We start from the raw sequence: 26388 nt of genomic DNA, 5'->3' as shown, positions 1-26388 counted from the left end.
CAGTTTTATCTTTTTATTCCCACCGCCTTATTCCCACGCCTTATTCCCACGTCCCGCGGCTTGTCCGCGGGATCCAGGACGTTTGCAATAAAAACTGGATCCCGCGGACAAGCCGCGGGACGTAGTGCACTATTGATTGAATAATGACTCAGACTATAGTTTTAACTCATTCGCCCACTTTAAAAGCGATATCCCAGATATAGCCAAAAGGATCTCTAAGGCGAGCTTTTTTATCACCCCAAAATTCTATGTGTGGTTCTTCCATTGATTTACACCCTTTTTGTAATGCCTTAGTGTAAATTTTTTCTACATCATCAACATAGATATAAAAGATAAATGGTGGAGTGGTATTCGTTTCCACAGGAGATTTACCATCAAAGTTAAATGCACCTTCCTGATTTAATGTGAAATTTGTTCCTCGATAACGCATTCGCGCAAAAACAACTTGCCCCGCTTCGTCAGGTAATTCAAAAATTGGCACAATACCAAAAACTTCTGCATAAAAATTCATTGCTTTTTTTACATCCGCAACCACTAACATGGCTGTTAACCAATTTAATCCGGGCCAAGGATGTGGCCTATCATTCACATTATCAAACCAATTCAACTGCGAAAATGAAATAGTTGTCATAAAAATCCTCTGTAAAAAACTAAATTTTAGTTTAAATGCAATTAATCACCCAATTAAATCCTATAGAAAGAGCTGTGCAGAAAATCACTTCTCCCCAATAGGATGCCTACCCTAAGAAGTTTCGTCTTCACCCGCCTTACTTCTTAGGTTTAAATTCCATTAAAGTAAATAAACTATTCGTCGGATAACTGTGCTTAAAAGTAAATCCTGCCGGTTCAATTGATTTCTGCCATTCAGATAAGGTGCGTTGTCTACCTCCCAATAAGACCATCATCACAATATCCATTGTTTTATTTGGATGTGGTTTGTCATCATCTGGCATGACTTGTTCAGCAATAAATAAAGTTGCATTTTCGGACATTTGATCGGCACAGTTTTTTAATATTTTATGCATCATTTCATCATTAAAATCATGCAATACTCCTTTAAAAATATAGGAATCTGCTGATGGGATTGTTGCAAAAAAATCTCCTTCCTGAAGCGTGACTTTACTGGAGAACTTATTAGAATCCAATTGACAAATAACTGCTGGGGTATCAAAAAGAATCACGTTTAATTCGGGGTATTGGTTGGTAATTGCTTGCACCAGTCCTCCGCGCCCCCCACCCATATCAACTAAACTGGAAAATACAGAGAAGTTGAATGCATGGCTAATCGCTGCCTCATCATAAGAAGATAATTTGGCCATTCCTCTATCAAAATTCTGCTGTTTCTTTAAATTTTTACTAAGAAAACTAAAAAAATCATCGCCATGTTGTATTTCAAATGCTGGCTTTCCAGTATGAAGACTCACATCCAGCTGAGAAAAAGCTTGCCACCAAGTATCATCCACCATACACAATACATCGCGCATGGAATGAGGGTCATCGTCACACAGCGGTTTGGATAATTCAGTCAACGAATAAAAACCCTTGTCGTAATGAAATAAATCATAACCACTTAGAAACTTTAATACTCTATCGAGCAATTCCGGCTTACTTTCTGTAACCTTGGCCAATTCTTCAATCCGTTTAGGCCCAGATGACAAATGATTTGCTACACCTAATTTAGCTACGGCATGCAATGCGCGTGAAACGACATACCAACGTGACATGGCAGCTAATTGAATATGAGGTTTATCCATTTTTGATTGCATTTACAATTCCTTTTATTTCGTTTCATTTTATTTTTCTAGAAAAAGAAAGTTCCGACTCCTTTTTCTAAGATTATTTGCTAATTAGATCAAAAAGTTAAGTGTTATTGTTTATTTAAATTTCATACCCAAAAAATGGGCGCATAGAAACAAAACTATTCTTAGTATCATATTAGTTCAAAAAAACTCCATCGATTAAGTATATTTCAATCTATTACAGAACGTAATGATGAGCCAGTAGCTGCCTGCAACGAATTCCTGCAAATACGCTAGTCTTGAACTCCGGGATATTCAAGTCCCGGAAATCCACTCACCCAGTATATGAAGAAGTTCAGTCAATCAATACTCACTTAATGGCATAAGCTCAAAAAAAAATTATGCTGTTAATTTTCAATTCTCTCTTGTAAAAAAAACATCTCGAGGTCAAAATCAATGCAACATGATAGCTCAATGGCCGTTAATCTAAGAAAAATGCGGATGTTGTCCCTGCGAATGCAGGAATCCATCCATGATTAAGCAACATTGCCAAATATAAATGGATCCCCGCCTGCGGCGGATGACAGATGCACTTGCTAATTGAGTAAATTAAACACTAAATACTCTTAGCTTGACGGGATAAACCGATAGCAGATGTCACGATTAATTATGGTTATGTATGGAATGAGTTACACCTTTTGCACCCAAAATAAAGAAAAAATCATGAATAAAGAGCAATATAAAATTGTAGCACTTACGGCCTTAGGCGGCGCATTAGAGTTTTATGATTTTACGATTTACGCACTCTTCGCGTCCTACATTAGTCAAAATTTTTTCGCAAACACTGACACCCTTATTGGATTAATTAATACTTTTGCCGTCTTTGCGCTCGGGTATTTAGCACGACCTGTAGGGGGTATGGTTTTTGGTCACTTAGGCGATAAATTCGGTCGAAAATCTGCATTTTCACTTGCCGTTTTTATGATGGCAACCGCAACTTTGCTTATGGGATGTTTACCTAATTATCAATCCATTGGAGTTACCGCTCCCATCATCCTAATTTTTTTACGATTGATGCAAGGATTCTCTGTTGGTGGAGAAATTCCTGGAGCCGCCGTATTTACGATCGAACACGTTCCTCAGGAGCAGCGAGGATTTGCTATTGGTCTTGTATTCATGTGCATTACCCTTGGTAATAGTCTGGGAGCATTAGTAGGGTTTATTCTTACATTACTATTAAATCAGGAGCAAATGATGGCCTGGGGCTGGCGTATTCCTTTTATAATTGGGTTTGGCTTAGGGATTATTAGCTATATTATTCGCAGACAGTCGATTGAAACTCCTGTTTTTCTAACTATGGTAAAAGAAGAAAAAATACATCATCAGCCCTTTTGGGGATTGTGGACCTTATCATGGGAAAAATTGTTCCATGCTTTTTTATTTACTGCCGTTTCGTCCAGCATTATTTCGCTTTTTTTGTATTTGCCCGCCTATCTTACTTCTATCGTGAAACTTAAGGTAACACATACTTATTTAATTAATTTAGTAAGTTTTTTAAGTTTTGCAGTACTCACTGCGGTCTTTGGCAGCCTATCGGATCGTTGGAATCGTAAAAAACTACTTATGATTGGCGCCTTACTGTTGATTTTATCCTGTTACCCACTTTTTTACGGTCTGAATCATTTTGGTGAGTCTTTTATTTGGATTTTCACCTTATGTTTCGCTTTATTTGGTGCAATGATCAATGGCAGTTATGTAGTCCTTATTAGTGAGTCATTCCCAGCGCATTTACGTTACTCTGGGGTTGGATTCAGCTACAGTCTGGGTATTGCCTTATTTGGGGGAGTTGCCCCTCTTGCTTTTACTCAACTCATCCAGGCCTTGAAATTACCTGAAGCACCCGCTCTATACCTATTGATTTGTGCTTTTGCCACGCTCATCGCTATTCTGCGATCGGAGCCTCGAAAAATCCCCGTGGGGCAAGGCAATGAATATCCAAGTCTTCCATAACATGGGCACAAGTGAATCCATGGCAGGAACAGGGTAAAACTACTCAGTTAATACTATCTCCCCATAGCGGCATGACTTAAGCTTGCTATCCTTATGCCAAAAGCAACCAGTAAACCTCCCATAATTTTAACAATATAATATTGCAAACGATTCAGATTGGATTGGACATACTGATGGGTAAGCAGGTAGGCAAGGCTGGAAAACCAAATCATATGAATTAAAGCGATCTCTACTCCATAACCCAATTCCGTGATAATGGAATGCCCCGGTTTTACAACCAAAGTAAAAAATGCCAGTAAAAACATGATTGCTTTGGGATTTAAAAGATTACACAACAAACCTTGTTTAAACGCCTGCAAACCCGTGATGGAATACCTTGAATGATTTGCATTCAGCTTCATCATTTCACGCTTAGCTAATAAGCTTTTGATACCTATATAAATAAGGTACGCTGCTCCTAAGTATTTGATAATACTGAACGCAAGTAATGATTGCGAAATCACAAAAGCCAATCCCAAGATACAGTAACTTGCATGAATCAATAGACTCGCTGAAACACCAAGAGCGGTATAGATTCCTGCTCGTCTGGAATAAAGTAGGGAATTCTTGGTGACTAGAGCGAAATCAGGACCTGGAGAAATTGCCGCTAACATAATTAACACGCTAATCGATAAAAACTCTTGCACCATATTTCTCCATAAAATGATAAAAAATAATTATAACACGAATGGTGTGGCTAAATTATTAGAGCTCTTGCGCACCTGATATTTTCCGCATGAACGTGTCAGGAATTCTGGATTTGCAGGATGGAGTCAAACTACACGGGTTAAGTTCCTTATTATTTGCAGGAACAAATCATTCTTTTTAATTAGTTCTGCATCTTCCTTACATTTTTTGAAATTTAGTGACAAAAATGAATACCGCGCAGGGGTAAATTGATAGGGTGTATCGTAGCTGAGAATGTAGCTCACGCATTCACCCAACTCTTCTTTGCTTAGAGTTAAATCAGTATAGTGATGACACAGTACATCCATCACTTCATAAAAATTTTGCACAGCAGCTGCCAAAACTTCTCCCCCTTTCTTATCCGCTTCTTTTTCTTTATATGCTTCAGCTTGCTTCATCAATAATTGCATTTGCGCGCGCACACCCCCAGATTTAGAGAGTTCAGACTCTCTTTCTTTTTTAGCGGCATCTGCTAAAGGTTCATACCATTCCCGATCTTTATTATCGCGATAATATATCGTGAAGTTTTTATCTGCACTCAACGATTGTTGTGCGTAGGCCTCTTGAGTTAAAGAACACTGATAGTCAAAAATAGCGCCAATATTCTCCGCGGTGTAGCGTGAAGCACCTTTTCCCCCGTGACCATCATAGATCCCTACCAAAAAAGGTACATTTAGAGAAAGCGTTTGTACAGCAATTGAAATATTGTCTCGTGAGCCCCATTCGAGGGCTTTATTGGCAAGCATTTTTGCTAATAGCTGTTCCTCTAGCGCACTTGCTGAGGGTATTTCCTTTAAACAATTTAAAAGCCATTGTTCATGCTCTTTTTTAGTCTGGAACGCTAAAGGCTCGGTAAAACCATCACATGTCGTAATCAATTGCACTTTTCCTACGTTTTCTTTGGAGATACCTATATGTTCATAGATCTCATCGAGGTAATTGACATCGATACTTGCATCAGCACAAACTACCTCAGCATTATAATCAAAATCGCCTATTGCACGGGATACAGCCAACTGGCCATTGATGCGATCAAAAAAGACTGTCCCTCCTGCTCTTTGGATACGCTCTAGCTCAACATTGGGATGATGAATAATATTATTTAAACGTACTACACCTGTTATCTCCCCTTGCTTGTCGAAAATCGCTGCAAAAGAGAGAGAGTCCGCCAATGTAGCGGTGATCAAAGCTCCATGTCCGTCATACACGGTCGTTGATGCGGTAGTCCCCCCATACATCATATTACGTCCTAAAATATTTACCAGATGATAACTCGTCCACAACCGACGGCCAATCTCTTGGGGGGTTAGGTATTTAAAATGCTCTCGTGCATACCAACATGCAAAGGCAGCATCCTCTTGGCTCGGACGCGCGCCTATGGTTTCATACAAACCAAAGTGGTGTTCTTTTACAAGTTCACACACATCAATCCCTTTATCATTAGGCAATGATGTAATGTGTTGAATACGTGGCATACTTTTTTCCTAATCAACATGCTCCTGTAAAAATATAGCACATAGACTGTTCCTTCTTTTTACGCTACCACTCGCTTAATTCTACAGCAAACTTCTTAACTCTTTGCTTCTTCAGTGACTTGAGTTAAATAACCTACGATATCCTCAATTTACCCTACGTCCCGCGGTTTATCCCTGAACGATCGTCAGTTTTTTAAATTTATCATGTACCACTTAAGTTTCTCTACGTACTGCTTTAAATTTCTCTACGTACCGCTTTCTCTACGTACCGCGCTTTATGCGCGGTATCCAGAACGATATTTTAAGATGCCGCTGAGCATTTCTATAGCAAGATCCCCTGGATACCGCGCATAAAGCGCGGTACGTAGACTAAGAAATTAAGCGCGGTACGTAGGCGAAAAATTTAGTGGAGGTTTCTCAAAACTGACGATACCGCAGGTAAACAGACCCTGAATGATCGTCAGTTTTTTGAATTTATCATGTACCACTTGAGTTTCTCTACGTACTGCTTTAAATTTCTCTACGTACCGCGCTTTATGCCTGAGAGATGGTCACTTTTTGTGACCATCTCTCAGGGTTTATCCGCAGGATCCAGGGAGTTTGCAATAAAACTGGATCCCGCGGACAAGCAGCGGGAAGTAAGTGATGTGTTAGGTTAAATATCCGCACTGAATTAAATAATTAAGGTATTTATTGAATACCGTTTCATCTATTTTTTCACAGTAAATTTCGTGATTGCCTAACTGGTTTTTTGTATAGGTACAATCAATTTTCGCCTTATTGTTGTGAAGATATAAATCAAACAACGAACTGTTTTTATGTAATATTTTTTCCGTAAAGAAAGGACGTAATGGAGAAAATGGGTGATTCAGATCAAATTGGTTTTTCTCCTTAATCATTTTTTCCCAATCAGGATAAGCGACATCCTTTATCTTAAAACCTTTGGCTTTAACATATCCAAATAATTGATCGACATCGACTTCCTGCGGATTTATTAAATGATAGGTATCCGATTGATAAGGTCTTTCCAAAGCAAATCGAGCAATTGCCTTTGCGACATAATCCACTGGAACAAAATTAAAACCCACATCTAATAAAGGTCGCGCGCCCAGTTCGACACATCCTTTGAGGATACGACACACCACGTCTTCCTGGTTCCAGAATCCTGTTTGACTTTCCCCTGTAATCAAACTCGGTCTGTATATCACTGTTGGAATATTAGAGTTACGAGCATGAAATACCAATCGCTCAGCCAACCACTTTGTTTGATTATAGCCACCATAAATTCCATCTTCTGGTTCAAGCTCGGTTCGTTCATTGATTACCACATCATCTGCCAAATCAGCAGACATAAAATAGCCCACAGTTGAAATATAATGCAGCGCTTTCAGCCGTCTGTACCCAGCGAATTCGATGAGTTGTTTTGTCCCGAAAACATTACTTGCTGCCAGTTTTTGATAAGGATAAATAAAATTAAGTACTGCGGCTCCATGAAAAATAAGATCAACAGTATCTGCCAAATAATACCAATCGTGCTTAGCTAGGCCCAAGTTGTTTTTTTCCAAATTGCCTAAAACGATGTTAATTCGATCATGATAAACCGGATTCCACACCCCATAGTGTTCCATGTTTTTAATCACTCTGCTTATCCCTGCCGTGGGTGAACTGGCCTGAACAAGACACGTAATTTGCCAGCTCGTATTGGATAAAAGCTCGCGCAGCAAATAAGCTCCTAAAAAACCTGTACCCCCGGTTAACAATACATGTTGCGGCATAGCCTTGGGCAAAGAAGTAATATGAGGTGATATGCTTTTATATTGATTAAACTCAGCAATCAGATCAATCGGGGGATGCTCATGCAGTTTTTGTTGCTCTGTTTTCCCTGCGAATAAATCCATAATTTCGCCTAAGCTTGGATCCCCGAGCAAGAATTCAATGGATATGTTTTTATCAGCATATGTTGAAAGCACATAGTGTAACTCCCCCAATTGCACTGAATTTAACCCCAATTCGCTTAGCTTTTTTTCTTTATCTAAGACCGTAATCTCTTCATTAAAAATTGGTTTGAGCATCTGATCAATATCTGAAGATTCAGAATTCATTGTCTTTACAGGCTTCTCTGCTTCATTCTTTGCGAGCTTATCGATACAGATAATATCTAAACCTCCTCCCAGGTATTTTTTCTTACATAACAAACGCTGCGTTTTTCCGCTGGTGGTTTTGGGAACTGATTTAGGAGCAACAAGAACCACAATATCTGCATCAATCCCATGCATTTGCAGCAGATTACTCCGTATGGTTCTGATGATTTCTTCTAAATTCAGTGTCTGAACTTTCTTTTTAATTTCCTGAACAATAATTAATAATTCCGCATCATTTTCTTCTACTGAAAAAATGGCACAGCCATACTCACGCAGATAAGGATGACATGTATGGATGGTATCTTCCAAATCGTGTGGGTAATAATTACATCCACGAATAATAATCAGATCTTTAAGGCGCCCCGTTACATAGAGTGCCCCTTGATCCATATAACCCATATCCCCTGTGCGTAAATAAGAATGTTCTTTATTGGCAATACATGCGTTGAAACTATGTTTTGTATCCTTAGGCGATTGCCAATACCCCTGGGCAACGCTTTTACTTGCGACCCATATTTCTCCAACCTCTCGTTCTGGACACTCCTGCAAAGTCTCAGGATTCACGATAGCAAGATAACAACTATCAACGGGCTGTCCGCAATTAATCAAACTGCGGGCATCAGGATGCGTTTCATTACAATAAAGCACCTTGTTCTGATTTAGTGTTTTTTTATCTACCCATTGACTGTTTATTCCTTGTTTACGACGTCCACCTGTGACCATCAAGGTGGATTCAGCAAGCCCATAGCAAGGATAAAAAGCCTCAGGCGAAAAGCCGCAACAAGCAAAACGTTGAAGAAAACGCTCGAGGGTCGTCTTGCGAATAGATTCTGAGCCACTCATTGCACATTGCAAACTGCTTAAATCCAATCTGCTTTTTTCTTCCTCAGTGACTTTACTTGCACATAAATCATAAGCAAAATTAGGAGCAACCGTTGCTGTAGCTCGATAGTGTGACATTGTTTCCAACCAAATTGCTGGGCGTTGCAAAAAAGTCAATGGCGACATCAGCTTTACAGGAATCGTACTGAAAACAGGTTGTAATATCCCTCCGATAAGTCCCATATCATGATAATGAGGCAACCAAGAAACACTAATATCTTCTTCAGTGAGGCTATTTGCTTTTCCTATTGCAAATAAGTTATGCAACAAATTACCATGACTGATCATCACTCCCTTGGGTTTTCCGGTGGATCCGGAAGTGTATTGTAACAAAGCGAGATGATCTTCCTTAAGAGACGGAGGGCTCCATGTCTCAATTACATTGACCCAATCTTCTGTGATGACACATCTTAACTCTTCATAATCTTTATATTTTTTGATTTGTTGTTCTAGCTCTTTTGTGGTCAGGACAACACGTGCATTGGAATTTTTAATAATATGTTGGAATTTTTTGCCCCAATCTGTAGTAGTAGAAGAATATGAAGGTACAGCAATAACCCCTGCATACAAACAACCAAAAAAGGCCGCAATAAAATCAAGGCCGGGAGGATAAATAATTAATACCCGATCACCAGGGTATGTTACTTCGCAGAGAACACTTGCTATTTTCTTTGCTTGTTCTGCCAACTCTTGATAAGTCAGACTCTTACTTTCCTGCATTTTTTTGTTTATGAACGTATAGAGTGGAAAATCCGGATTTTTCTCTGCTTTTTTTTCCAGTAAGTCGACCAGACTTGTGTAAGAACATTCCTCCATACCACACCCCTAAATCTAAGATAATGACACTGAACCTCATAGAGAACTGACATCAGTACGTTCTTATTCGCTTTATTAGATTTCTTTCGAAACGCGTTGCAATAGCGTCTTGAAAGAAGTCTATTATGGAATATCTATTTGAAAAGTACAGCAATCTCAGACAAACTAGGGTCTATTTTACATTCCCCTTGCTTGGCCAAAATGTCCTGACCCAACAGTAGAACTGGAAACAAGCATTAAAAAAATTTAAAACACGTTGTAGGATTACTCGAATGCCCAAACTCATAGTTAAAACAATTCTGAAACTAAAAGAAGCCACTCGTTATTCTTTTTATGGATTAAAAGCTGCTTTTCAAGACGAATTCGCCTTTCGTCTTGAATTATTGGCTGGCATCATTGCTTTGCCTCTTGCCTTTTTTATAGGACAAACTTACGTTGAGCGAGCGTTATTAATTAGCACGTTATTTTTAGTCTTAATTGCCGAATTATTGAATTCAGCAATCGAAATAACTTTGAATCGAATAAGTCGCGAATGGCATCCTCTAACTAAAAAAGCAAAAGATCTCGGTTCAGCCGCAGTTTTTATTACGATTATCAATGCAATTGTAGTTTGGATCATGATGATTATCTCTCGCTTCCAAACATGAGAAAAAAATGAAACGTTTATATTCCATATTACTTTCATCACTGTTATTTTCATCACTTGTTTTTGCTAAAGCAGGGAAAAGTCCAATGTTTCACAGCAGCATTCACCCTATTCCCCCAAGAATCCAGAAAAAAATGCATCAATTTACCTGGCGTCAAGGTTGTCCTGTAAGCATGAAAGATTTAGCTTATATACGCCTCTCTTATTGGGGGTTTGATAAAAAGGCGCATACAGGAACTTTAATTGTCAACAAAGAACTCGCCGATGAAGTAATTACCATTTTTAAGGTTCTTTTTCACCATCAATTTCCCATTCAAAGCATGGAACTCATGGATAAATATCAAGGGGATGATAATGCCTCAATGACAGCAAATAATACCTCAGCCTTTAATTGTCGCCCCATTACTGGTCGCCCCGGCGAGTATTCGCAGCACAGCTATGGGCGCGCAATTGACATTAATCCACTGATTAACCCCTACGTCAAGGGTAAAACGATATATCCCCCGGAAGGTGCTCTTTATATGGATCGCAATACACCTGCGCCTGGAAAAATTATTAAAGGTGATTTCGTCTATCAGGAGTTTACAAAACATGGATGGGATTGGGCCGGAAATTGGTATGATATTCAGGACTACCAACACTTTGAAAAAAGGGCAAACGGCGAAAAACGAAACCCTTATGGATATCAATAATACCGCGATTATACGCCATACCTAAGCTACAAGGTACTAATGCGTAAACTTCCTTGTATTCTGAATAAATTGGGTAATCTCGTCCAATTGAGTTTTTGCCAAATATTCCGTTTGTTCTTTTTGGGGATCAATTCGAGCAAGTTTCTGATAAAGTTTCTCCATATTCTCATGTCGACCTTTACCAAGAATCTTCGAATGACTGAAAAAGTAAAATAATCCTGCTGTTGTCTTTGCTTGACCAATTTGCTGTAATTTTTCTAACTGTTCCAAAGGAGATAGTCTAGAACTTAAAATGCCGGCAATTTTTCTCATCCCCGTACTGTTCGTAGTAATAAATTTTCTTGTTAATCGTTTGCCATCTAGAATCACATTGACGCATTCATTAAAACTGCGTATTGCGGTTTTAAAGTTTAAATTTTCCTGTGCTAACATGTGTATTACTTTTTCCAAATTAGGGTAAGGGTTATCTTCACTTTCAAAATCTGCTCTACGATTTTCTGCAATCAATTTTTTTGATAATTCGTAATGAGATCGAGGTAAAGCAAAAGTTGAAATTTCTTTATAAATTTCCTCTCTTTTGCGAAGCATCTCTCCATTAAATACATGGCTTACTGGATTAGGAACATGCAATAGCTTGTTTCTAAATGGAAGTAAATCATGTTTTGACTTTAATAAATTCATTTGTTGATGATACGCTTCAAATTCCGCAAACTTCGTGGCCATAATAGCCCATTGATCATTGAAATTTTTATATGCGTCCATCCTGGAGGGCAAAGTAATAAGAAATTTATTGACGTGATCAATCGTTGGCCGTTTTTCAGGGTTTCCACTTTGCAAACAATGGAGCAAAGTCTTTATATCTTCTAAAAGATAAGGATCAACCTCAGATACATCATAACCTGCAAATAAACCATCAAAACAATAGGGAGCCTCAGCTATATCGGCTAGGTTCGTTGCTAATTCCTTATATTTTAAAATATGTCGTGCACCAAAGATCTCACCCAATATTGCTGCCAATGCATACATATCCGATTGATAAGTACTGCCTTTCCCCAAAATTACTTCTGGAGCCATATAAGCCAGTGTTCCTGAAGTTTTCAGATTATTTTTGGAATCAACGTCTTCGGCCAAACCAAAGTCAATAAAAATTATAAGAAATTGTCCATTCTCCAGCTTCTTATAACAAATATTTGCGGGCTTAAGATCACGATGTACAACTCCCTTTTGTTGTAACAAAAGCATCTCGCAGGCTATACGCCCCGCCACTTCCAAGCGAAACTGAAACGTATAGTTGTAGCTGGGTGTAAACGGTAACAGCTTATCCAGGCTGGTACCACAATCCTCAAGAATGGTAATCACCATATCTCCTGTTCCAACTACCCCAACAACATTGACTCCATGTTTTTTTTGTCTGAACGCTTCTTTTGTCGTTCGCTTCAATAGTTCAGGATAGGGTGTATCCTTAGAAGGTTTTTGAATTTTGACTACATCCTTTACAGGGATTAGTCGTGCTTGATAACGCTTATTTTTTGCATCACGAGTTACCACAATTTTATATTTTGATTCGTTTACTGAACCAAACCCCCCTTTGCCTTTGTGCGTATTATCAATAACATGCCACTGATTCTTACCGGATAGGACTAATTGATGACTAAAGATAAATGGGGGCGAGCTGTTAAAGATACTTATTTTGGATGATTTCCCTGAACCCAAGCTGCCGGACAAAGGGGATAAGAAATTCACTCCCTCTTTTTGTTTAAATAAAAATTTAGCAATTTTTTCATCCAGGAAAATTGGTCCCTTCTGATTTTTCCACAATACTTCAAAATCAATATACTTCATGCCTTGTCCATAGAGCTGGAAGCAAAAATAGGAACATAATATCAGCTTAATAATCCCCTAAAAAGAAAAAAAATCAAATCAACTTATGAGAATTCCCGGGAATTAATATATACGCATTTATTTACAGTCGTCCGCGACACTACCCTATTTCTTTCGAAGTCATTGTTCCTACTTTAACGAGTAAAATCAAGCAAACTGATCTATAATTATTCAATAATTTATGGATAAATTATGACTGATTCTAAATTAGAAATTTCTCCCGGCCAAAGCTGGCTTATGGAGCGCATGCAGTGCTTGGGATACCATACGGATCCGGACGGTGTTTGCTATGGCTTAGCTTATATGGCGGTACAAGCTATTCTTGCAAATGACTTAGATACCTTTAATCGACGATTATCGCTCATTGCAAAAATTCCTACCGATCAATTCGAAAACACGATTAATGAAGCCAAACAGAAGTCGTTGGTTATTATTCAAAATGCCAAAAAACAAGCAAAAAAGGCATTTTTATCTTTAACAAAGCTGGAAAGAGAGCAAATTGAAAAGCAACCCATACTTGTAGAAAAACTTAATGAATTAAACAAAATTATCGAAAAATTGGAAAGAGATAATCAGCTTGACGAAAATAAATTAAATGAATTGAACGAAAGAAGAGAACAACTCATATTTTCATTTTTACAACAAAAATATATAAATTTTCATCTAAAAAAAGCTGATCCTATAGTAATAGGAAACACTCAATATAAGATGAATGAAATCCTAGATATAATTCCATTTTTTGAAGGAATATCTATTTATTTTGCGCCTGGTAGATATCCTGAGATTTTCGAAGGAGGAATGGGTCCAAAAATACAACATGGCATTGCTACTTCACCGACTGTAATTTCTAATAAGTTACAGGAAAAACAAGGAATTAGCCGGATTGACTTTTTCTGCGGAGCTTATTCAGCTGAGGATTTAAAAATTTATCTGGATACACTCCAGTCAGCTATTAATGATAAACACCCACCTGTTTCAAATCCAATAGCTTTTAATTTAAACAGCGTGGGGCATGCTATTACCATTGGCTATGATCCGAATAAAAAGTTGCTTTTCATTGATTCGAATCGTTTGCCAACTCAATATCTCGAGAGCACAGAAGAAATGGCAACACACATTCTTTCTGCTTTTTCTAAAAATGGCGTTGCTACATTTTCATCAGAAATTTTTGCAAGCAAGGAAGCAGAAAATGAAATACAAGAAGTCATTAATCATTGGAAAGAACATCCTGAGTGGAAACGCATCCATACTATAACAGATGAAAAGAAACAATTAGCCGATTCAAATGGCCATAGCTGGCTTCATGTAGCTGCTGCAAGAGGCTTTATTAATGAATTAACTTTATTGATGGAAATGGGAGGGAACTCTCCAAGTAATGGATATGGGAAGGAAGGGGAAGTTGCTCTACGTCAAGCAGGAAGGGCTGGGCAATTTGAAACTGTAAATTTTTTATTAGAAGCCGGCGTTGATTCAAACTCTTGCTTTACAGAGATTATATTGGCAAGAAATGCGGATGTGGTCAAAGCTTTTATTGATCATGGTGCTGACGTGAATCAAATCCATAAAGAGTCGGGAGTTACCGCTTTATATCGCGCCTGCGTACAAGGAGATTTGAACGTTGTGCGCCTTTTACTTGAGGCACAAGCAGATCCTAATCAACCCTCTCCAGGGAGCCATTACTCAGCACTCTATTTTGCATGTTCTCAAGGTAATTTAGAACTTGTAAAGTTACTGCTTGAGTTTAATGCAGATCCTAATGTACTCACTAAAAATGGGAATGGTCCGCTTTATATTGCTGCAAAAAATAATTTTCCTGAGATAGTTGAGGTATTATTACAGACAAAAAAAGTGAATCCTCTGCACATATGTATCGATCATAAAGATACTCTTTTACAGTTTGCCTCAGCGTATAATAAAACTGATGAAATGAACGAATTAATTAAAGAGAATGAAGGCAACAATTCTATTGTTGCCTCGACTCCCCTTGAGATAGCTACTGTTATGGGGAACCAGAAAATTTCTAATTTGTTAACCAGGGAAATTCTTGGCTTAAATTTATCTGATCAACAACTACAACAATTAAATTCTACGGTTGCTGGGAAAATTTTTAAAAATTTACTTACAGATGTTTTAAGTACTACGCTCAAGAATCCCAAACCTCTAGAGCGAACTCAACAAATACAAGCGTGGGGACTGTTACTCCACAATTTATTTAATAAAGATAATGCAAACATTCAAATAAAAGACATTATTCATAATTGGCAAAAGACTGTAAATCACAATGGACACAAAAACATCGACATCGTTGATCCAGGAAACGATCTCCTCAGTTTTTTTACAAAAAGTAAGGTTAATCTTTTTTTAAGTAACACCATAAAAGACTATGGTAATGCCAGGCCTGACACCGTTATTTCAGACCATTTATCTATAAAGCAAGGGGGATTTATGTAGTTGCACAGAAGAAGCACATGGGGTTAAAAAAGCCTCTAATAAAGAAAAAACTTAAATCCTACTTACGAGAATTCACGATTCAAGGTACTATATAAGCATTTATTTACAGTAGCAATAACATCAAAACGATTAATCCAGATATGTCCAAACCAGCAAATCATACAAAACGTGTGTCCTACATTGTCCCGGTTTATAATGAAGAAGCAGGAATTGCCGAGTTTATTGCCGCATTGATTGATACAATAAAAAATCTTGGCTATGCCTATGAAATACTTATTGTAGATGATGGCAGCCAGGATAATACACCGGTAATTATTCAGCAATTAAGAACTCAATTTTCTCTTCGCTGCATTCGTTTTAGTCGAAATTTTGGCAAGGAAAACGCCATAAGTGCTGGGCTTGACCATGCCCAGGGTGATGCAGTGATTCTGCTGGATGCGGACTTCCAACATCCCCTAGGACTCTTAACCCAGTTCATCGCCAAGTGGGAAGAGGGATATGATATGGTTTATGCAGTTCGGCAAAACCGTTCGGATGAATCCTGGTTAAAAAGAACTTGTGCCAAGGCATTTTATCAGCTTACTTCACGGATAAATCGTATTAATATCCCTGCAAATGCTGGCGATTTTAGACTTTTAGATCGCAAGATTGTCAAAGCACTCCAAAAATTACCCGAAAGGAATCGTTTCATGAAGGGCTTATACAGCTGGGTTGGATTTAAACAAATTGCTGTTCCTTTTGAAGTCCAACCTCGCAAAACAGGTACGTCACAATGGAATTTTTACTCACTCTTGGATTTGGCAATTACTGGGATTACCTCATTTACTGCATTTCCATTGCGTATGATTGCTATTGGTGGAATTGGTGTGGCAACCCTGGCGATTCTTTATGGCATTTGGATTATAATAAGCACCTTGATTTTCGGTATAGAAACACCCGGTTGGGCAACCATAGTCACCACGATTTCCTTTTTTGGCGGTTTGCAACTCTTTGCCTTGGGCGTAGTCGGTGAATATATAGGCCGAGTCTTTGATGAGGTAAAACACAGGCCTCATTATGTTATTGATGAGGAAGCCAGTTTTAATGACAGCACAACTTAAATTAAGACATAGGCTAATTTATTTTGTAGGCATTGGTAGTGTTGCCGCATTCGTGCATCTTTTTACTGTGTTCCATTTGGTGAAATTTATACATTTCCAGGCGCTCGTAGCGAATGTGTTTGCCTTTCTGATCGCTTTTAATGTCAGCTTTTTAGGCCACAAATATTTAACCTTTTCTCAACTGCATAATGAAAAAAATTTGAGCTTACCTCATTTTTTTCTGGTTGCAGCTTCTGCAGGAATCATTAATGAAATGCTTTATTTCTTGCTTTTACGTTATACTGCCCTAAATTACTTATTTGCTTTGTTTCTTGTTTTGGGATTTGTTTCGATTTATAGCTTCGTCATATCAAGATTTTGGGCGTGCCGTTAGAGTAAGCGATCAGTCCCGCCCAAGAAACAGCCATTCGGCTTTAAATTCAAAATCTCCTCCTAAAAATACCCACAGATCCACCGCATAGTATCCAAGCAATGTGAAGGTCCTCCGTGAGCTGTTACAATCTCCCTTCTGCTAAAATAAAATAGATTACGATTTTTAAATATTCACGTTACTTTGTTCCAGTATGATTTCCTTTTCCCCTCTAAGACATTGTATTTTCTTCTTTTTTAGATCAAAGACATACTGTAGCCTGCAATACTCCCTGGGATTAGAAAGCAACGCGGGATTAAAAACTACGAGATTAATTCCCTTTGGATCCCGAGCGGATGGAACAATCAATAATGGATGTCCTTCATGCGCGACTCTTCTCCCGGTTTCTTGGCATTGCGTATAATTATCCGGATCAACGAGCCAGGGAAACTCTTCTTTTTTCCCTGTCAAATCAAGACCTAATCCCTGACAATAAACTTTCGCAACCCGTCTATCGATAATCACTGTATCTTGGGTTTGAAAAATTTCCCAGGAATCTTTGATTTCCTGAATAAAATGATATCTTGTTTCATAAATTGTCGTTTTCAGCGTTTCTGATCCATACCAGCAAGCAATTGCACCATCGCTGTAACGTGAGCGCGTTATTTTTTCAAACGGATAATCAATAAAATCATTTTTACTGTAATCAAATGCCCGTTGTATTAACGATTGATTGGTTAGCGCAGGATGAGTATGACTTTCTATGGTATTGGCCGCCTCCCAATCGATTGGATCATCACTGAGATCATCGAATAAATCCTGAGAAACTTTTATGCCTCTTATATTTCTAAAAATATCTTGTGAATATTCTCTGACAGCATCAAATAATGACACGTTACTGACCTCGCATAAAATCAGTAAGTCGTCTTATTTGAGCAATTCCAATATAACCTTGCTCCAACATAATATCCAATGGACAAAGATTATGGAGTTTTTGATTTCGCCCTTTTATCCATTGATAGACTATTTCTCGATTGTAGGGATAGAGAATTCTCAGATTTTTATGAATTCCTAAGAGATTACCTACTCGTTCGATCGTGTCTCTGCCAGATATATGCGCCGTTCCTCTTTTAAATTTGGCAAGTTGTGCGGGGCTTATCCCACCTAAAAGCTCACACTCCTCTTCGTTTTTTAATTGCCAATGCTTAAAAAGCATAATCACATTCTGGGTATTACGTTTTAGAACGTCTTCACTTAAATCTTGAGATGTTAAAGATGCCAAATGCAAATGATTCATGGTAAAAACCCTCTATTTATAGATTATTATAGTATATAAATAGATTTTTACAAGCAACTTAATGGCATGAAATAACTCAATCTGGAAAAGAGTAAGTTACAATTTGCCATATAGAAAAAAATTTGCAAATTTGCGCTTCAAAGTTTCAGGTAAAATCGGGGCTGAATTATATACAATGTGCAGAGCATTTTATTTTTGCATTGATATGTTCGGTCATGCTAGAAAATAGATGTTAATAAGAGTCAGGATAAATCCCACTAACTATTTCTATAGGCTCGCGAATAATGAGGCGCTTTCCAACCATTTCCTTCACTTTAGGTAATATGGATTCTATCTTTTCTGCTGTATCAATGAATTGCACAACTAAAGGAAGCTTACTACCTATATCCACCAATGAGGCAGATACAACAGGACTTTTAAATGTAAATCCAGCAACTGCACGCAAGACGGTTCCCCCTGCAATTTCATTTTTATCGAGCATAGTTAACAGCTCAATGTGCAAGGGACGATGCTGCCATTTGTCCGATTCATTAATGTAGATAGAAACTTTTACATGATTCATTTCAAATTGCCCGAGCGAGTACTATGCCCGCAATAACTGCCAATAGTGAAAAAAGATTATTGCAAATAAAATTTAGTGCAGCAAGTCCATAATCACTTTGCTCCAGAAACATATAGGTTTCGTAACTGTAGGTTGAAAACGTGGTGTAAGCCCCACAAAACCCAACGGCAACAAACGAACGCCATCGCGGATCAACCTCCACTCGCTCTAAAGTCCAGGCAAGAAAAAAACCCAGAATAAAACTTCCAGTAAGATTAACAATGAATGTTCCAAAAGGAATATCTGCCGATAAATACTTAGCGGAAAAACGACTCACAAGATAACGCAAGTTTGCGCCAATGATTGCACCCAAAGAGATCCACAAAAAATCATTCAAGATTTTTTTTCCTTTTTATTTAAACAGATTACACTTATCCAGAGTTTGTTGACATCTCGCTAGAAGATAATACATAAAAAAATTGGGCGCGTAAATTTATCTTGAACTTGTCTTATAATAAATTCTCGTGCTGCTCAAAGTGCACTTGAAATTCATCACAATCCTTTAAAAATTCGTCACTTAAAAAATAATTATACTCCTTAAGGCGCGCATGCGCGATAGGGTCTGTAGTGTTGGAGCCTCCCCCTGGATGACACATAATTAGAGTATTATCCCTGGCTAAACTCATCCATTTCCTGAATAATTCTCTATAGTTTGTTGCCGGGGCAAAATCATAAATACCTGAGAAGTAACGATTGTGGGGGATGCCCAATTCGATGAGTTGCTTCAACAAAGCCTTACCTCCTGTAAGACTCAATATTTTTCCTTTAAACCGAGATTGAGGCAAATTAATGGAAGGCCAAGTGGAACGAATTGACGTGCCATGACTTTTCAATCTTTGTGCATAGAGATCTAAAATAACGTTCCGTATTACAGGAAATTGATGGACATGCTGGTGGCCATCAATAAAATCGGGAAGTTGTTGCATGGTTTCTGTAAATTGTTCCAGTTGCGCCAAAAATTCTTTTGCAATGAAGGATAATTTTATCGAGCGCATATGCGTTTTAATGAGCAATTCATGTAAAGAAAAGCACGATTTTTCTGGAATAGATGCTAAATAACCTTCCGTAAGATTAAAATGTAAACCAACTTTGATGGGTTTACTTTTTTTTACGTTGAGTAGTTCTTTGGCATAAGGAATAAAACCAGGCATATTCACCATACAGCTCACAGCGGACAACCGTCCCATGCGTGCTAATTTTAAAATCCCTTCTGAAACTCCGGGTTCCAAACCAAAATCATCTGCACACAACATTATGGTTTTCGAATTAATCACAATTAAAGGGCCAATATATCACAAAGACATATAGTATCTCATTTTTGCAATAAAAATGTAGCCTGGGTGCCGCAGCGGAACCCGTGTTTCGCTGCGCTGCACCCAGACTACATTATTGGGCTTATCCATTTTTAGGCAGCTTCTGATTGCACTTTCACTGCAAAGAAACGTGCACCCAATACATTGATACACAGACCACCAATCACTAATAATCCGGCAGCAAGCTTCCATAGTTGAAAAGGTTCCCCCAGAACTAAAGCAGAACTCAAAATAGCAACAATAGGAACCAATAAAGTAAATGGTGCGATCACTCCTACTGGATATCGAGCAATGAGCCAGTTCCAAACGCCATAACCTATCCAAGTTGAGGCAAAAACAATATAAAACAACGATAAGGTCCCACGCCAACTTATATGCTCATAGGTATAAACAAAACTCGAAGGTCCTTCAAACATCAAAGAAAGAAGGAACATAGGGATACATGCAACAAAACTTCCCCATGCAATAATTGCCATCATGTTGGTATTACTTCCTTTAATTCTCTTGGTGATTAAATTCCCCACTCCCCAAGTTGCTGCAGCGGCAAGAATGAAGACAAAGCCAACCAAAGAGATATCACTATCAAAGTGCATAGCAACTAAACCAATGCCAGCAAAAGCGACAAGTGCTCCAAGAATCTGTCCCGTATTAGGCTGTTCACCCAAGAAAATCACTGCAAAAAACATACTGAAAAATACTTGTGTTTGCATAAGCAACGATGCCATTCCAGCAGGCATACCAATATTCATGCCAATAAAAAGAAAAGCAAATTGTAATGCAAACATGACAAAACCATAGAGGACAATCGATTTGAATGAAGATTGAGGAATTTTAATAAAAAAAATGGCTGGAATACTTGCCAGTAAAAAACGTAAGGCACAGAGTAACAAAGGCGAAATTTCTTCCAGTCCGAAGGAAACAAAAAGAAAATTTACCCCCCAAATCACAACAACTAAAAGAGCCAACAAAAGATGTGTAAAAGGCATCATCATGCTCCGGCCAAAAACCATATTCTAGCCCAAGTGCTGTAATAACGCCATTTATTTAGTGCATTTTTTGAGCAGTAAAATGTTCAAAAAAAGTAAATTTTGATCTCTATTAAGATTTTTTAAACGGCATAACCTAATAAAAATTTAATTTCTATTTTTAATCTCTCACGTTAAACTGGATTCTTTAAATAACAAAGTTAAAAAATCGGTTGGAAGCGCAATAGAAAATCCTTCTTCCTCAAACGAGTTGCTGTCTCCTCTACGTATCTCTGCCGACGCCCCGCGGCTTGTCCGCGGGGTTCAGTTTTTAGCATAGATCATCTGGATCTCGCGGACAAGCCGCGGGACGTCGGAATAGCGCTGTAGCTTTTCAACGCTATGGAGATTCAGGAACAGAACACGGGGGGGTAAATTAGTATATCAACTTAATACGGGTTCTGCTGCACTGCTCCAAGTTACGTTTTATCTACTTTTTGTGGTCTAAATTATGAAAGAAATTATTCTTGCTACCAGTAATCCCGGTAAAATCAAAGAATTGCGTGATTTATTATCTCCAATTGTGTGCATTCCACAAACCAACTTAGGAATTTCAGATGCACTAGAGGATGGTTTAAGTTTTATAGAAAATGCACTCATCAAAGCACGCCACGCCAGTTTACATGCGGGTAAACCTGCTTTAGCCGATGACTCGGGGTTAGTAGTACCCGCTTTAAATGGCGAGCCGGGTATTTACTCTGCTCGTTATGCGGGGACCAATGCAACCGATGCAGAAAACATTCGTTTATTATTGGAAAAAATGACTCATGTACCCTCAATACAACGGGAAGCTTGGTTTTATTGCGCGATTGCACTGGTACACCATGCAAAAGATCCTATGCCAATCATTGCCACAGGCAGGTGCAAAGGAATAATTCATACCTTTCCCGTGGGCGAGGGTGGATTTGGTTATGATCCCATATTTTACATCCCTGACTTTCAATGCACAGTAGCACAATTACCTGCTAAAATTAAAAATAATATCAGTCACCGTGCACAAGCATTAAAGCAATTGCGCGCTCTACTTAAGAATTAATGATGGATACGGATACACTCTTTGCGCAAGCATATAAATTCCAGTATGAAGGTCAGTTGCCACAAGCTATTAGTCTCTATGAACAAATCTTGTCTCAGGAGCCCAAGCATCTGAACACGTTGCATTTTTTAGGACTCACTTATGCTCAATTAGGTGATATGGATAATGCAATTCTCTATTTATTACAAGCACTTTCCTTAAATCCTGATAATGCGGGTCTGTTGAATAACCTTGCGAATGCCTACAAAAAATCACATCAACTGGACAAAGCAATTAAATATTACCAGCAAGCCATCAAACTGCAGCCAGATTATGCTCAGGCCCATAATAATCTGGCAACGGTGTATGCATTGCAAAATAATTATGCCCAAGCTCTATTACATTATACGCGAGCAGTCCATGCTGAACCTGATTTTAGTGCCGCACATTTTAATTTAGGTTTATTACTGCTGCAAAATAATGAATTGGAAGCCGCCAAAGTCCAATTTAATAACGTAGTATCCTTAAATCCCTTTCATACCGAAGCCCTTTTCTATCTGGGTGTGTTGCATCTGGAAAAAAATGCCCTTGCTGATGCAGAAAAAGCATTTCAAAATGTTTTGGAACAAGACAGCAGGCAAATAGAAGCCCTTTCCAATTTGGGCGTCATTGCTTTGAAAAGACAGCAAAACCAATTGGCAATTGATTATTTCAGCAAAGCATTAGCCTTAGATAATGAAAATATTGAAGCGCGTAATAACTTGGCCGCTACATTCATGCATCATGATCGCTTTGAGAATGCGCTCATGCATTATGACGTATTACTTCAAAAAGAACCTGATAATATTGAATATTTATACAATTCCGGCGTAGCGCAAATGGCTTTGGGGCATTTGAATGAAGCGATTATTCTTTTTGAGCATATCCTTGAGCTTGAAAACACCCATACCTCCTCTTTAAATAATTTAGCTGCAATTTATCTGAAGTTAGAGCAAAGAGACAAAGCAAAAGAATACTTAGAAAGGGCTCTGGCGATTAATCCTCAAGATACAATCAGCGCCCATATGCTCCATGCCTTGACTGGGGATGAACAGGCAACAACCACTCCTGAATACGCGCATAATTTGTTTAATAACTATGCACTTTATTATGATCAACACATGAAGAGCACACTACAGTATTCCATCCCACAACATATAGCGCGTGAAATCCATCAATTGGAATTACCTAAAAATGCTCATACTTTGGATTTAGGATGTGGAACCGGCCTCACAGGCATTGTTCTTCGTGAGCGAAGTAAACATTTAACTGGGGTAGATATTTCAGGAAAAATGCTGGCCCAAGCCAAAGAAAAAAGAATTTATGATAATTTGGTGGAAGCTGAAATCAGTCAATTTCTTCAGCAAAATAAAGCCTCTTATGACCTCATCATTGCAGCGGATGTTTTCCCCTATTTTGGCGAGCTTGATATGTTATTTCATACCATTCATCAACACCTAAAGCTTGGAGGCTATTTTATTTTTACCACTGAAATCAGCGCAACAACCTTCTGGTCACTTGAAACAAGTGCCCGTTTCAGCCATCATCCTGACTACATTCAAAAATTGGCAGAACAAAATCAGTTTAAGAACGTAAAACAAGAAAAAATTCCAGCACGCATACAAAATCAGCGTTCTTTGGAAGTTATGCTTTATATTTTAACAATTTAAATAATTTTGAGCAATAAGACAAAATAGTAATTATACTATACTATAGGGATTGGGAATGACTCTTTCATTCATATGATTGAGCAAGGAGCTTTTATGTCACAGCCCACTAATGGACATAAGTTTAGCGAGGCACCACAACTCACCTCCAGCGAACAACGCAAAATTGAGCAAAAAATTGAGTTTGAAACTGCCAAGTCATTTCACAGCATGGTTAAGCTTGGTGCTTTTGCCAATATTTTTGGTGCTCTTCTGTATGTTCTTGCAATCTATAGTTCGACACGCCCAATATTAATCATTTCTTGGTATATCCTTCTGGTGATTGCAAATTTGCTCAATGTCTTATGGGCTCTTCGTTTTGAATACAGCCATATAACCCACAGAGAAATCATTAAATGTCGGCAAGGATTTCTCTACATTGTTATTTTAATCTGCCTGATATGGAGCAGCATTGGCATTTTGTTTATGAATGATGGCATCGATCAAAAAATGACTACGATTATCTTCTTGTCAGCTGTTTTGATTTGTTTTTCCTTCTCAACCGCACTGGATTTAACAATGGGCATCGCCAGTATTGTATGCTTACTTACCCCTACACTTTTATATCACCTTTATTTAATTATTGATTTATCCCAATCCAAGAGCAACAACGTCAGTACTTCGATTACAGGTGCATTTTTAGTACTTGGGATATTTATGCTTATTGCGTGCTTTGTGGGAAACAGGATTATTTTAAAATTATTTCGTTTGGGTTATGAAAACGCATTACTTAGTCGGAAACTGGAAAATATGAATGCTTCCTTAGAGCAACGGGTTAACGAACGCACGGAAGCATTAGAGAAGTCACTGAAGTTAGTCACCTACCAAGCAACACATGATTTATTAACAGATTTACCTAACGAGCGCTTACTTTATGATCACATTCAGGGTGTCACTGAAAAAGCAATTCGCGATCATCAAAAATTTGCCATTGCCTGTTTTTCATTAAACAATATGATAAAAATTAATGACAGTATCGGCCATCAAGCTTCTGCCACTATTATTCATCGTATTGCTCAGCGTTTTGCTCATCTTGCGGAAAAGAATTCAAAATATTTCATTTCATTGTTACGTAAAGATGTTTTTGTTATTTTAATTTATCCAGTCAAAGATGCATTAGAAATCGAGGAGTGTACCCAAGATTTATTTGTTGTATTAGAAAATCCTGTCTATGTTGCCCAACAAGAATTGAACTTAACCGCAAGTATGGGCATTAGTGTATATCCGACTGATGGCAGAGATGTAGATACATTAATTACGAATGCAGAAGCAGCCCGCACACTGGCAACCGAGCGGGGAGGAAACTGCGTACGCATTTACAATACAGTGATTACTGCAGATGCCTCCAGACAATTAAGTATTGAAAACCACCTCCATCATGCAATTGAAAATAACGAACTCATTTTAAATTATCAACCATTTATTGATTTGAGAACTGGAACCATTTGCGGTGCAGAAGCGTTATTACGTTGGCAGAGCCCGATTTTAGGATTGCTTTCTCCAATGGAATTTATTCCTTTAGCAGAAGCAAACGGTATGATTCTTCCTATTGGTGAATGGGTTTTAAATACTGCATGCAAGCAGCTGAAGAAATGGCACAACAAGGGATTTCAATTAGCGTTGTCGGTTAACTTGTCAGCCAAACAATTAATACAACATGATTTAGTTGAGCGTATTGGGGAAATTTTAAATAAACTAAAACTTTCTCCCAAGTATCTCGAGTTGGAACTGACAGAATCTAATGCATTTCAAAATGAAGCCATTCCAATTATTAATAAATTTACGGAGATGGGTATCTCACTGGCCATTGATGACTTCGGTACGGGTTATTCAGAATTCGGAAATCTTAAGTTATTTAAAGTGAATAAAATAAAAATTGATAAAACCTTTATTCAAGATATTGAAGTCAGTATCGATAGCAGAAACATTGTAATTAATACTATTGCATTGGCACATCGGATGAATATTGATTGCCTGGCAGAAGGTGTGGAAACGCTAGGGCAAATTAAATTTTTAAAAGAAAACGGATGTTACATAATGCAAGGTTTTTACTTTAGTAAACCTTTAGATACCAAAGATTTTACTGAATTTTTAAAGACCCATTCCAAAAATACCTACCTCGCTTTGACTCATTGGTAAAAACATACAAAACCAGGGTCTGTTTACATTTCGCTAGCTTGAGCCAAAATCGTTTGATTTTCGAGCACTAAAGCACAGCATACTTGACGTATGTGAGCATCGGAGCACAGAAAGTCAGGTCATTAGGACCAGGAGAGTAGAAACTTAGCTCTATTTACATTTCGCTAGCTTGAGCCAAAATCGTTTGATTTTCGAGCACCGAAGCGCAGCATACATGAAGTATGTGAGCATCGGAGCACAGAAAATCAAACGATTTTGGCCAAGATAGTAGAAATGTAACTCTCGATACCAGATGACATTATCTGGGAGTATTGATAGCATGATGCAAATTAAATGATAGACTTA

Annotated in this window: 21 protein-coding genes; 9 read left to right on the top strand and 12 right to left on the bottom strand. The window is 38.1% G+C overall.

The features are described 5' to 3' along the window. Positions 1–166 precede the first annotated feature (166 nt). Positions 167–631 carry a VOC family protein gene (locus tag FOLKNPGA_RS02135; protein WP_182351533.1) on the bottom strand — a complete coding sequence of 155 codons (465 nt, stop codon included), beginning with the start codon at positions 629–631 and terminating at the stop codon, positions 167–169. A gap of 136 nt (positions 632–767) precedes the next feature. Then, a complete protein-coding gene (locus FOLKNPGA_RS02130; RefSeq protein ID WP_182351532.1) occupies positions 768–1766 on the bottom strand; it encodes a methyltransferase in 999 nt (332 codons plus the stop codon). Positions 1767–2393: 627 nt separating this feature from the next. Here FOLKNPGA_RS02130 and FOLKNPGA_RS02125 point away from each other — a divergent pair. Beyond that, positions 2394–3749 carry an MFS transporter gene (locus FOLKNPGA_RS02125; protein ID WP_182351531.1) on the top strand — a complete coding sequence of 452 codons (1356 nt, stop codon included), beginning with the start codon at positions 2394–2396 and terminating at the stop codon, positions 3747–3749. A 53-nt stretch (positions 3750–3802) separates the two neighbouring features. Here the strand turns inward: FOLKNPGA_RS02125 and FOLKNPGA_RS02120 are convergent, their stop codons facing one another. From FOLKNPGA_RS02120 to FOLKNPGA_RS02110, 3 genes are all read right to left on the bottom strand, one after another. Beyond that, entirely contained in the window at positions 3803–4438 is a 636-nt protein-coding gene (locus tag FOLKNPGA_RS02120; protein ID WP_232890450.1) for a LysE family transporter, read from the bottom strand. A 123-nt stretch (positions 4439–4561) separates the two neighbouring features. Next, a complete protein-coding gene (locus tag FOLKNPGA_RS02115) occupies positions 4562–5950 on the bottom strand; it encodes a PP2C family serine/threonine-protein phosphatase (RefSeq protein ID WP_182351530.1) in 1389 nt (462 codons plus the stop codon). Positions 5951–6600: 650 nt separating this feature from the next. Further along, entirely contained in the window at positions 6601–9789 is a 3189-nt protein-coding gene (locus FOLKNPGA_RS02110; RefSeq protein ID WP_182351529.1) for a thioester reductase domain-containing protein, read from the bottom strand. Between the two features lie 272 nt (positions 9790–10061). On the opposite strand from FOLKNPGA_RS02110, the gene FOLKNPGA_RS02105 reads away from it, so the two are divergent. Both FOLKNPGA_RS02105 and FOLKNPGA_RS02100 read left to right on the top strand, forming a co-directional pair. Next, positions 10062–10436, top strand: coding sequence for a diacylglycerol kinase (locus tag FOLKNPGA_RS02105; RefSeq protein WP_182351528.1), 375 nt, complete (start codon positions 10062–10064; stop codon positions 10434–10436). A 7-nt stretch (positions 10437–10443) separates the two neighbouring features. After that, complete coding sequence (locus FOLKNPGA_RS02100; protein ID WP_182351527.1) at positions 10444–11127, top strand: M15 family metallopeptidase; 684 nt, start codon at positions 10444–10446, stop codon at positions 11125–11127. Positions 11128–11163: 36 nt separating this feature from the next. On the opposite strand, the gene FOLKNPGA_RS02095 is transcribed toward FOLKNPGA_RS02100, so the two are convergent. Then, positions 11164–12969 (bottom strand): protein kinase, encoded by a 1806-nt coding sequence (locus FOLKNPGA_RS02095; RefSeq protein ID WP_182351526.1) that lies wholly within the window; start codon positions 12967–12969, stop codon positions 11164–11166. 231 nt (positions 12970–13200) lie between these two features. On the opposite strand from FOLKNPGA_RS02095, the gene FOLKNPGA_RS02090 reads away from it, so the two are divergent. The 3 genes from FOLKNPGA_RS02090 to FOLKNPGA_RS02080 all read left to right on the top strand — a co-directional run bounded on the left by FOLKNPGA_RS02090 (position 13201) and on the right by FOLKNPGA_RS02080 (position 16932). Next, positions 13201–15459, top strand: a complete 2259-nt coding sequence (locus FOLKNPGA_RS02090; protein ID WP_182351525.1) for an ankyrin repeat domain-containing protein — start codon at positions 13201–13203, stop codon at positions 15457–15459. Positions 15460–15599: 140 nt separating this feature from the next. After that, the gene (locus tag FOLKNPGA_RS02085; RefSeq protein ID WP_182351524.1) at positions 15600–16559 is read left to right on the top strand and encodes a glycosyltransferase family 2 protein; all 960 of its coding nucleotides are present in this window, start codon (positions 15600–15602) and stop codon (positions 16557–16559) included. Continuing rightward, positions 16543–16932: a GtrA family protein gene (locus tag FOLKNPGA_RS02080; protein WP_182351523.1), complete on the top strand. Its 390-nt coding sequence runs from the start codon at positions 16543–16545 to the stop codon at positions 16930–16932. The genes FOLKNPGA_RS02085 and FOLKNPGA_RS02080 overlap by 17 nt, the downstream gene beginning before the upstream one ends. 162 nt (positions 16933–17094) lie before the next feature. Here the strand turns inward: FOLKNPGA_RS02080 and FOLKNPGA_RS02075 are convergent, their stop codons facing one another. The 6 genes from FOLKNPGA_RS02075 to FOLKNPGA_RS02050 all read right to left on the bottom strand — a co-directional run bounded on the left by FOLKNPGA_RS02075 (position 17095) and on the right by FOLKNPGA_RS02050 (position 21105). Further along, positions 17095–17802, bottom strand: a complete 708-nt coding sequence (locus tag FOLKNPGA_RS02075; RefSeq protein WP_182351522.1) for an RES family NAD+ phosphorylase — start codon at positions 17800–17802, stop codon at positions 17095–17097. A gap of 1 nt (position 17803) precedes the next feature. Next, complete coding sequence (locus FOLKNPGA_RS02070) at positions 17804–18205, bottom strand: hypothetical protein (protein ID WP_182351521.1); 402 nt, start codon at positions 18203–18205, stop codon at positions 17804–17806. A 232-nt stretch (positions 18206–18437) separates the two neighbouring features. After that, positions 18438–18767 carry a DUF190 domain-containing protein gene (locus FOLKNPGA_RS02065; protein WP_182351520.1) on the bottom strand — a complete coding sequence of 110 codons (330 nt, stop codon included), beginning with the start codon at positions 18765–18767 and terminating at the stop codon, positions 18438–18440. A gap of 1 nt (position 18768) precedes the next feature. Beyond that, entirely contained in the window at positions 18769–19143 is a 375-nt protein-coding gene (gene crcB, locus FOLKNPGA_RS02060) for a fluoride efflux transporter CrcB (protein ID WP_182351519.1), read from the bottom strand. A gap of 112 nt (positions 19144–19255) precedes the next feature. Next, positions 19256–20080 carry a ChbG/HpnK family deacetylase gene (locus tag FOLKNPGA_RS02055; protein WP_182351518.1) on the bottom strand — a complete coding sequence of 275 codons (825 nt, stop codon included), beginning with the start codon at positions 20078–20080 and terminating at the stop codon, positions 19256–19258. 131 nt (positions 20081–20211) lie between these two features. Further along, the gene (locus FOLKNPGA_RS02050; protein ID WP_182352732.1) at positions 20212–21105 is read right to left on the bottom strand and encodes an EamA family transporter; all 894 of its coding nucleotides are present in this window, start codon (positions 21103–21105) and stop codon (positions 20212–20214) included. Between the two features lie 490 nt (positions 21106–21595). Between FOLKNPGA_RS02050 and rdgB the strand changes: the two genes are divergently transcribed. The 3 genes from rdgB to FOLKNPGA_RS02035 all read left to right on the top strand — a co-directional run bounded on the left by rdgB (position 21596) and on the right by FOLKNPGA_RS02035 (position 26043). Then, positions 21596–22180 carry an RdgB/HAM1 family non-canonical purine NTP pyrophosphatase gene (gene rdgB, locus FOLKNPGA_RS02045; protein WP_182351517.1) on the top strand — a complete coding sequence of 195 codons (585 nt, stop codon included), beginning with the start codon at positions 21596–21598 and terminating at the stop codon, positions 22178–22180. Between the two features lie 2 nt (positions 22181–22182). Further along, a complete protein-coding gene (locus FOLKNPGA_RS02040) occupies positions 22183–23868 on the top strand; it encodes a tetratricopeptide repeat protein (protein ID WP_182352731.1) in 1686 nt (561 codons plus the stop codon). A gap of 93 nt (positions 23869–23961) precedes the next feature. Beyond that, entirely contained in the window at positions 23962–26043 is a 2082-nt protein-coding gene (locus tag FOLKNPGA_RS02035) for a bifunctional diguanylate cyclase/phosphodiesterase (protein WP_182351516.1), read from the top strand. Positions 26044–26388 lie beyond the last annotated feature (345 nt).

It is taken from the genome of Legionella sp. PC1000 (assembly GCF_014109805.1).
Taxonomy (GTDB): Bacteria; Pseudomonadota; Gammaproteobacteria; order Legionellales; family Legionellaceae; genus Legionella; species Legionella resiliens.
Note: the sequence above shows the minus strand (reverse complement) of the source record. Positions and strands in the feature narration are given on the sequence as shown.